The organism is Prolixibacter denitrificans (genome assembly GCF_003014495.1).
Lineage (GTDB): Bacteria > Bacteroidota > Bacteroidia > Bacteroidales > Prolixibacteraceae > Prolixibacter > Prolixibacter denitrificans.
The window spans coordinates 21003-29587 of the sequence record NZ_PYGC01000018.1; the positions used below are offsets into that span (position 1 = coordinate 21003).

The 8585-nt window shown below is 44.1% G+C and carries 12 protein-coding genes; all 12 read right to left on the minus strand.

The window, feature by feature from the left end; genetic code table 11:
- Positions 1-21: 21 nt before the first annotated feature.
- Positions 22-540: a GNAT family N-acetyltransferase gene (locus CLV93_RS19495; RefSeq protein WP_106543912.1), complete on the minus strand. Its 519-nt coding sequence runs from the start codon at positions 538-540 to the stop codon at positions 22-24.
- A 199-nt stretch (positions 541-739) separates the two neighbouring features.
- Positions 740-1369, minus strand: a complete 630-nt coding sequence (locus CLV93_RS19500) for a hypothetical protein (RefSeq protein WP_146142094.1) — start codon at positions 1367-1369, stop codon at positions 740-742.
- 89 nt (positions 1370-1458) lie between these two features.
- Entirely contained in the window at positions 1459-1932 is a 474-nt protein-coding gene (locus tag CLV93_RS19505; protein ID WP_106543914.1) for a hypothetical protein, read from the minus strand.
- Positions 1933-2064: 132 nt separating this feature from the next.
- Entirely contained in the window at positions 2065-2457 is a 393-nt protein-coding gene (locus CLV93_RS19510; protein WP_106543915.1) for a hypothetical protein, read from the minus strand.
- Between the two features lie 3 nt (positions 2458-2460).
- Positions 2461-2784, minus strand: coding sequence for a hypothetical protein (locus CLV93_RS20720; RefSeq protein WP_371864370.1), 324 nt, complete (start codon positions 2782-2784; stop codon positions 2461-2463).
- A complete protein-coding gene (locus CLV93_RS19520; RefSeq protein ID WP_106543917.1) occupies positions 2765-3277 on the minus strand; it encodes a hypothetical protein in 513 nt (170 codons plus the stop codon). The genes CLV93_RS20720 and CLV93_RS19520 overlap by 20 nt, the downstream gene beginning before the upstream one ends.
- 19 nt (positions 3278-3296) lie before the next feature.
- Positions 3297-3740, minus strand: coding sequence for a hypothetical protein (locus CLV93_RS19525; protein WP_106543918.1), 444 nt, complete (start codon positions 3738-3740; stop codon positions 3297-3299).
- A gap of 17 nt (positions 3741-3757) precedes the next feature.
- Entirely contained in the window at positions 3758-4240 is a 483-nt protein-coding gene (locus tag CLV93_RS19530) for a hypothetical protein (protein ID WP_106543919.1), read from the minus strand.
- Positions 4221-4601, minus strand: a complete 381-nt coding sequence (locus CLV93_RS19535; protein ID WP_106543920.1) for a flotillin-like FloA family protein — start codon at positions 4599-4601, stop codon at positions 4221-4223. Before CLV93_RS19535 ends, CLV93_RS19530 begins: the two co-directional genes overlap by 20 nt.
- 51 nt (positions 4602-4652) lie before the next feature.
- Entirely contained in the window at positions 4653-5660 is a 1008-nt protein-coding gene (locus CLV93_RS19540; RefSeq protein WP_170109009.1) for a tetratricopeptide repeat protein, read from the minus strand.
- 871 nt (positions 5661-6531) lie between these two features.
- Positions 6532-6996, minus strand: a complete 465-nt coding sequence (locus tag CLV93_RS19545) for a pyridoxamine 5'-phosphate oxidase family protein (RefSeq protein ID WP_106543922.1) — start codon at positions 6994-6996, stop codon at positions 6532-6534.
- A gap of 146 nt (positions 6997-7142) precedes the next feature.
- The gene (locus CLV93_RS19550) at positions 7143-8348 is read right to left on the minus strand and encodes a TlpA family protein disulfide reductase (protein ID WP_106543923.1); all 1206 of its coding nucleotides are present in this window, start codon (positions 8346-8348) and stop codon (positions 7143-7145) included.
- Between the last annotated feature and the right edge of the window lie 237 nt (positions 8349-8585).

The window sequence follows — 8585 nt, forward strand, 5'->3', positions numbered from 1 at the left end:
TATTAAAATGTGCTGCCGGTTCTATTCTTTTTCAATCCCGTACACATCGACCGTTAGCGAAGCATATTGCGTCCGGAATATCGGGGTCATGCCATTCTTAAGGGCTACGTTAATGGAGCGCTGGTTCCGGATGTCGATGACGGAAACAAACCGTTGGGTTTCGATGTTTTCCCATCCGTACCGTTTCAACTGTTGCGCGATTTCGGTTCCATAGCCTTTTCCCCAATAGTAGGGAAGAAGTGAATAGCCAATCTCGTATTCCGGCTTGCCATCGATTACCTGCGGCAGTATTCCTCCCATCCCGATAAACGCTCCGGTCTCTTTTAGTTCAACCGCCAGGTGTCCCAGGTTTTGCGTCCGGTACCGTTCGAACTGTTTGGTAATCCATTCCTCCGCCAGCAGCTCTTTGCTTTTCGACCGATCCAACCCCAAATACGCCAGGTTGTCGTTGTCCACGAAGAAGTCCACCCACCGGGGGATGTCCGCTTCGGTTAGTTTTCGGTACCGCAACCGCTCGCTCTCCTGCTCGAGATAGTTCATGCTGGCATGATTATATTGGTTCACATCAAAGCTACGAAGGTTTTTAGATAAAAGCGGGATGTTGGCAAACAGCCGGGAACGAAGTTCTGTTCTCTTTCACATCCCATTAACATTGAATTGCTCGTAGTTCTTCTTTGTCAGGTTAATGAGAATGGACCAGTTTTATTTATACAGGCATGGCCTTATAAGCTTACATTTTTTACTGCGCCCCGACATTATTCACTTTTTTGTTCAATTCATCCAAATCAATTTCTTTATTAGATTCAACCAAACCATCAATATTGTCGAACAGGTAATTTTTGATGTTATCAAACTGATCCTTTTGAAAGAGTGGAGAATTGATGCCTACGACAAAATCTTTGGTTCGCGTAACGACAAACAGCTGCTTTTGCGTCGGAGTAGTAACGGTGGAGTCCGTTTTAACTTCTGGTTCACCGGCAGGCATATCGTAGGTCCAGAAAGCTATATCTCTTCCCTTTTTCGATTTAAGAAATTCCACATGGCTGTTAACATTAAAAGAGAAGGACGACTCGATGTAGTCTACTTCCCATTTGATGTATTTTTCTATGAATTCTTTTGTCGTCAACACCTGACTTGTGTCTTCAAGAAATTTATCTTTAGAAACAGCGTGTATCTGTACTACTCTGTTGTCGATGATATAAACTCCAGCCTGATCAGTTGTTCTTTTGTCTTTACCCTTTACTTCCATGTAAAAATGGTTGCCCGGGTAGTTGTAAACGACAATTAAGCTGTTGGGTGTTCCGATTAGTCCCTGAGCATGGATAGTCTGTGTAGCAACCAATAGGATCAATAGCAACAAGTTTCGCATATAATATATCTTTAAGGATTAGGTCAAATGTGGGTAAATGATAAACCGCGTCTCATTCTATCTGCGAATTGGCGAACAGTTATTTGGCTCTACTTGTTCCGGTTCAAGACTACGCTCAATAAAACGACAACCACCAAGTACAGCGTAACAATCAACACATTAACACCTAATGTTGTCAGGTATTTCACAACCTGGCTCTTATCATTCCGGAATATGATACTGTTTAGCCGAATTGCCACAAAACCTAAAAGAGCTCCTAGTATACCACCTTGTAACGCCATTAGAATAGGTAACCCCATCCAGATGTATTCGTACCATTTTAGTGGTTTCACGATTTGCTTTTCCTGGTCATTTATAAAAACCTTGGGAACCGAGTCTAAATAGTTGTTCTTTAAGGTTATCAGAATTGGCTGGCCCGAACCATTACTGATTGAAAACCGGTTATTTTGTTTTTGAACTTCCCTACCATTGTACATTACTTTTGGTTTGCCCATAACCCGCGGGACAATCAACTTCAGTGTATTATCTTCCAGTTCGGGTAGGTTAATTGGTAACTCCATCATCTTCAAGTTTTGTTTTAAGTGTTTACTTCGTTTGCTTTTTATAGGAATCTGTCTTCTTCCTATATAACGAAATCACCTGAATTCTTATTGTTCAATAAAATATTTGTTGGCAATTGAAGCTGGTGTTTTTATTTACTCGTCGCTTAATTCAATCACATGCTTCAGCTCATAAGTCATCCCGGAGAATCCGCCGGGTCCGTTTTTGTATAAAACCCTCACTGCCTGGCGACACTCAGGACATTCGAAATCGAGAAACGAAGCTTCATCTAGTCCGTGTTCTGCAACAAATTTCTCAATCAATACACGCTCACTGTCCGTCAAGTTAGAATGATTTGATTTTGCGTGCCTCTCAAGGTCTTGATTCCTAATAGATACTTTATAACCACAATGGTAACAGGTATATTCAAAAGGCAGTTCATAATCAATTGGGTAAACAGGTTTCGAGTCCGGATAAAACCGGTCTTTCTTCAGCTCAGAGACTGTCTTGTTAAATCGTGCTTCTGGTTCAATCAGCTTTATCATCATGTCTCATCTCTTTCTCATTTCATCCCTTAATTCATCAGGTACATTTACCCAGGTTGTTTCTGCGGTCAATAAAAGCCTACAAGAGCATTCTGTTTCACAAACGTCAAGGATATGGTTGTACCATTTTATATAGGACCACTCCCGGGGTTTCGGTGAATACAAGGAATGCTTATCCACATCCCAGTGAACCTCTGTTGCTGTTCGGTATATCATCGGGTAAGTTGTCATGTCGGTTACAACATGTAGTTTCCCTTCGCGGTCAATTTCAATTGACTTGATGTTATCCGTTTGCATCATAAGAATCTTCTTACCCCATCCCATTAACATTGAATTGCTCGTAGTCCTTTCTCGTCAGGTTAATGAGGATGGACCAGTAGCAGTCACCACCGTCATTCACCCGGATAAGTTGGTGTTGCCAGTCTTGCGGCCTCCAGATGAATGTTCCCGCTGAATCGATGGGAACCTGATGGATTTCACAAAAAGCATTGATGTACACCATCGAGTCTCCCCGGACATCCCGATAGAACACATATTGCCGGTAATAGTTAGAAGCTGTTTCCTGGCTCAACATATTGCCGCACTCCGAAGCATTTTCCCGGATGGCTTTCATCAAAATGGATTCTGCTAACTGATAATCCTCTACGGTAGGCGACCAAAAGGAGACCACGCTGTCTTTTAACCAGCTTGGTATTGACAAATCGGAAATGACGGTGTATTTCTTTGATGCCCTGAATTGGTGAGTAGATGAACTGTCGGCAGACTCTTGCGCCTGCGCCAGATGGATAACACCGATTAGGAGTATGCTGAGTAGGATTTTCATAGCTTAGATTAAGGTCTGGTCATTTTTCAATCATTTTCTGTATCCGGGTTATAAATTTCAGTCGCTCTTTGTGTGCGATATAGAATGTCCAACTCAACTGTAATATAGCCATTATGATGAAAACGATTCCCGGGTAATAAGCCCCGGCAACGAGCACTGAACCAATACCAACCAAAATCAGGTTATTCACCAGAGGCATCCACAAGGCAAACCTTTTAACTTTGATAACAAGTTGGTCATCATTATTCAGCGTCCCCGTAATCTTTAAAATAACCCTCCTTCCGATAATCGATTTTCGGGTGGAATATATCACGAAGTTCCCGAATTTTATTTCGCCAAAGTAGTCTGATTTCTGAAAAGGGTTGGCCCTGAAATCACGGATACTAATACTGGTATTAACCCATTCATTCAGCTTTGTGATGAAATCTTCCTTATTTGTTATATGAAATTTCAATTGCTTCATCGGGGTACAAGAAGAATTTATTTTTCAATCTTGTATTCGTAAATCCAATCCATGTTGTCAACGAGATAATCTTCCGGAGCCTCAACCCATTCAAAATGATAAATCGGAAGAAAACGACCTCCACACGCACATTCTAGTTCGGTGGTAAAACTCTTAATCTTGAAACATTTATCACACATTGACGACGTTGGTCTGTCTTTAAACATTCTCGGCGATACAAAACGGATAAGCACGAATACCCCAGCCAACAACAAGCTTGTTTTCAGAAAAAACGGAAAATAATCGGGTAGCTCATTCACCTTAATTATCTCATTCGGTTCCGGAATTCTCGAAAAGAAATTTAGTCCAACGGTGATGGACAAAAGAATTTCGCCGAAGAAAGCAATAACAAAGACCCACATACCAGCCCTAAAGGCATTTATGAGCCGGTTCTTTTGGTATTCTGTTTTCTCGTTTTGTATCTCCTCTCGTATCTGATGTTCACTTTTTTTCACCCACATGTGCGATGGTATTGATGACAGTTCTTTTAATATCAATATTTTTAATATCCGCTTCGCAGGCCTGCTCGAAAGATAATTTTAAGCGATTCTGTTTCGCTTTCACAAGTCCGTTCACGACATTTTCCATATCGACTCCACTTGAATAAGACGCAACCAGTTGTTTGAAATCAACTTTCATATTATTATCACTTAATCTCTTAGACCAATTGATGATCTGGTATGTCGGGATTTTTTTTACACGAAGTTTCATCAACTCGATTAAAGAGACATCTATCCAATTGGTTTTTGCCTTCAAATACAATCCGAAGGGAATATAATACAAGGCAAAGAGTATGACCAGAATTAAAGCAAGGACTTTCATGTTATTTACATTCGTTTCTATATGAAGGACTGGCAAATAAAAGCAGCTATCCTAGTTATTCATCCATATCTTGAACCTATCAAACTCCTCCGGATGATCATTCAACCATTTTGCCGCTTCGTCACCGTCCGATTCTGAGATGTAATAACTAAACGGTTTCGTGAGATTCTCATTCGCCATCCGGTAGAAGAACGACACATAGAAGTCCCACCAGAAGCCCTTGTGATCTTTCTTCAGTTCGCCCATCACTTTAAAGATGTTGTCGTTGTTCTCGGCAAACAGTTCCAGGTCCGTTTTTCCCTTGTTCTCTTCGAGGGAGTTGGAAGCCTTCAACAGACTGACCATCATTTCGGCAGCGCCAAAATCGGGGTCTTCATCTTCCGGAACCATCACGTTGATGTTCTTCCCGCCCTCCCGGGTCACCCCGTGGTCGATGTAGTTTCTCAACGTTTGGTATTCAACGGCTGACCGCCCGGAGTTGGGCTCGAGCAACAGGAAAAAGTAAAGAGGAAGCATGGCTTTTATTCGCGAGCCTTTCCTTTCCATTATCTTACTCAGAATTAAATGACTGCTGGCATGCGACGGATAATCGGTAATGGCCTTGATGGCTAAATCGTACGCCTTGTCGGTTTCGCCGGCGTTAAAACAACAGATGGCATAATTGTAATACACCAAATAGTGGTGGAAATCCTTCGCAGCGCTTTCGTACACCTTCATGGCCTTTTTAGTCTTCCCCTGCATATCCAGCGCATTCCCGTAGGTGATATAGGCGCCTAAAACATTTCCGTTGTTCAGGTCGATGACTTTCTTACTGAATTTCTCTGCATTTTTATAGTCTTTAGCAGCCAGGTAAGAAAAGGCTATTTCGTAATTGGCTACGCTCGAATTGGGAGCTATTTCCAGCACCTTTTGGTAGGTCTCAATGGCTTTCTGGTATTCTCCTTTGTCGTGCAGCGCAACGCCATCACGAATCATATCTTCGACTTTCCGGGTTTGTCCGTACGCCCAATGAGTCACGAAGAGAAAAGAGATGAGGATAAGAAGTTTGGTTCTTGTCATGGTTAGTTTATTTGTTAAGGTCATGATATGGCTAAAGATTAGCTTGTGTCTGGCCTGCTTTTTAGCTATTCCTGTTTTTCTTGTCCCAAAATAGCGAAATAGGTTGAATTTTTATTGTTCAGCCGGATGTTGTTGAATAGTAGAAACGAGACAGCAGACGTTACATGCGAGATGGTTTCAGGTTGTGAGTAGCGGTTTCTGTTGTTTCTGTTGTTACTATTGTTGCGCTCCAATCAACGGTATCACCATTGCGCTCGAAACGAGGAAGACATTTCAATCATGTCCATCACACGAGCGCTTTCCCACGCGCAATTCCCTACCGGGGTTATCCCCCCGGGCTACAAATATTTCATCCCTCCGGGATTTAGTTCATGTATATGAGGCTCCAGTCATTAAGGTTTTGTTTTCGACATTGCTAAGTCCCCCACTTCGCCGTCAGGCGAAAGGAGCGTTGGCCCGTCAAAGTAGGCCGGGCCGGTGAAGGCGGGAATGGTTTTGTGCGGGGATTCCGGCATGTGGGTCAGCAAAGGCAAAACCATGACGCGGGCTGAAGGATCACTTTGACTTGACCTTTTCGTTCTTTTGGGTCAAGCCAAAAGGACAAAAAAAAATACTTGTTTTTCAATGTTGCTGCATCACTATTGCGCTCGAAACAACTATTCTATTTCAATCAACTCCGTCTCGCGAGCGCTATCCCACGCACATTTCCTTCCCCGGGGTTCTCACCCCGGGCTACCAATATTTCATCCCTCCCGGATTTTATCAAAAGATTACCCCAACTATGTGCTTATGGCCTTTCAGGCTTTCCTCCAAAGCAACCTCGAAGCGACAATTAGCGTAATTAGCTTTAATTGGCGTAATTCGTATTTATTCATTTCCTCGCTTTCCCGGTCAGGGATTCAATCTTCATTTTCAAAACAATGACCGTATCGAACGCCCGGTCGATGTAGGCTTTACCCTCTTTCATATAGTCGGGAGAATACTTCTCTACCAATAGCAGAAGGCCCTTGCGTTTATCATCGCCTGAAGCTTCGGTGATCGTTCCGGCAACAATGGCACTCTCGAAACGGGTACTGAACTTGGCCGGCAGAACTTCCGTTTTCCCGACCACACAAAAAGAAGCATGAGGATGAGCCCGTAAGAAATCGAGCTTGGCGCCTTCGGTGGCACAATGAAAGTAGATGGCATCGCCAGCGTAAGCGTAACTTATCGGAACACCATAGCCTTCGTTTTCGGGTGTGCTCATCGACAGAACGCCGTACTCTCCCTGGCGCAGTATTTCCACGGTATCTTCGTTGTTCAGGCTGCGGTCCTGTTTTCGCATGGGACGATTCATGTGATTGTTTTTACCGGGTTAATGATAAGGTTTGCCGGTAAATATACAGAATAAATGGTCTGAACCGGGATTACGCAGATTAACCAGATTACACAGATTGATTCAAATGCATAGCCGGATGAAAGGAGACGCGAAGCATTGCGTCTCTACGGGTGTCTTTCGAGAGTGGTTTTAAGGGCTTGGGCCAATGCGGCTTTGTTCAGGCCGGTGCTGACGTATACGATTTTCCCGGTTCCGTCGATCAGGAAAAAGGCGGGGGCTACATCTACGCCATATTCCGTGGCCACGCTTCTTCCCTGGTAAAGGGTTGGATAAAGCCGCTTCTGCTTTCCGACGTAAGTTTTGAGATTGGATGCCTCCTTGCCGGTCATCTCGATGCCGTAGATAGCCAGCTCGTTTTTCCCGTCCAACTCATGTAGTTTGTTCAGAAAAGCGGTGGCCTCATCATCGCCCTGGCAATAGGGGAACCAGAACTCGAGCAGTACCGGTTTACCCTTCAGTTCTTTCAGACTGACAAAACCTCCCTTCAAAGCCGGAAGTTCCCATAGAGGTGCTACCTGCCCGGTTTTGACCTGCGCCCGGTTCTTCAACGAAGCGAAGTACTCCTGCTTCGACATGCGCAGATAGGACTTTGGAAAACGGTCGTAACTCCAGGCCGATTTCTCCATTCCTTGATCGATCCCCAGGTAACGGAACGTCGATTCCCAATACCCTTTGTTATCGGGGTAGTTCCAACGGAACTGAACCGGAAGTCCCGCTCTTTTCGAGACAGCCAGCACGTAATGATAGGTCTTTCCCGGTACCCTTTTCAATTGATGGTTGGCATTCGGATCGATCCACAGGTTCTTCATGTCAATGGATACCACCCAACATTCCTGCTTCCGAATGGTCCGATCCTTTTGCCGGGTAATGGTGATATCGGGGTTGTCGATCATTTCCGGCAGCAGCTTCCGGAGCACATACACCGAGTTGATGAGGTAGGTGGAGCTGTTGACATCGAAAGCGACCTGGTGATTGGAATAGATGACGGTTTTGTCGAACGGATTGCTTTGAAAGAACTGGTGGCCGTTGAACACCTGTTCGCCATTGCCGGTCATGAACCGGTACCGTGCGCCCAGTATGGAATCCGAACTGGTGAAATCGAAGTAACAGAGCGCCGAATCGAGCTTGTCGGTTCCCATTTCCCGCTGAAACGTATGAATGGTGGTTTCGTACCCCACCGATTGCATCCGGTTCATCCGGTCTTCCGTTTGCCGAAGAATATCAGCGGGTTTTCCCTGGCAGCCGGCCAGTATCCAGCTCCCCATCAGTAAAATCAATCCTGTCGTAACCGTCCGTCTGTTCCACTTCATGTATCCTGTTGTTTACAACAATGCTTTGATGTCCGCTAAGATACGTTTATCTGTGGGTTTGTCATGAGGCTGTCCAAAAAGTACATCAAACATTTTCAAAACTATCAAATTGAAAGTCTACACCAGAATTTCATCCCTAAATCCCCTTCTATGTTGTAAACCAATTTTTTCGCTATTATATTTTATCACAGAATCCTTCGGGTCATCCTAAACCCGAAGGATTTTCTTGCTTTTAGA

What these genes read in the sequence shown, in the direction of transcription:
- CLV93_RS19530 (WP_106543919.1), bottom strand. Translation starts at nt 4,240, where the DNA reads ATGTGGGTGAAAAAAAGTGAACATCAGATACGAGAGGAGATACAAAAC.
- CLV93_RS19500 (WP_146142094.1), bottom strand. Translation starts at nt 1,369, where the DNA reads ATGCGAAACTTGTTGCTATTGATCCTATTGGTTGCTACACAGACTATC.
- CLV93_RS19540 (WP_170109009.1), bottom strand. Translation starts at nt 5,660, where the DNA reads ATGACAAGAACCAAACTTCTTATCCTCATCTCTTTTCTCTTCGTGACT.
- CLV93_RS19545 (WP_106543922.1), bottom strand. Translation starts at nt 6,996, where the DNA reads ATGAATCGTCCCATGCGAAAACAGGACCGCAGCCTGAACAACGAAGAT.
- CLV93_RS19520 (WP_106543917.1), bottom strand. Translation starts at nt 3,277, where the DNA reads ATGAAAATCCTACTCAGCATACTCCTAATCGGTGTTATCCATCTGGCG.
- CLV93_RS19505 (WP_106543914.1), bottom strand. Translation starts at nt 1,932, where the DNA reads ATGATGGAGTTACCAATTAACCTACCCGAACTGGAAGATAATACACTG.
- CLV93_RS19525 (WP_106543918.1), bottom strand. Translation starts at nt 3,740, where the DNA reads ATGAAGCAATTGAAATTTCATATAACAAATAAGGAAGATTTCATCACA.
- CLV93_RS19510 (WP_106543915.1), bottom strand. Translation starts at nt 2,457, where the DNA reads ATGATGATAAAGCTGATTGAACCAGAAGCACGATTTAACAAGACAGTC.
- CLV93_RS19495 (WP_106543912.1), bottom strand. Translation starts at nt 540, where the DNA reads ATGAACTATCTCGAGCAGGAGAGCGAGCGGTTGCGGTACCGAAAACTA.
- CLV93_RS19550 (WP_106543923.1), bottom strand. Translation starts at nt 8,348, where the DNA reads ATGAAGTGGAACAGACGGACGGTTACGACAGGATTGATTTTACTGATG.
- CLV93_RS20720 (WP_371864370.1), bottom strand. Translation starts at nt 2,784, where the DNA reads ATGTTAATGGGATGGGGTAAGAAGATTCTTATGATGCAAACGGATAAC.
- CLV93_RS19535 (WP_106543920.1), bottom strand. Translation starts at nt 4,601, where the DNA reads ATGAAAGTCCTTGCTTTAATTCTGGTCATACTCTTTGCCTTGTATTAT.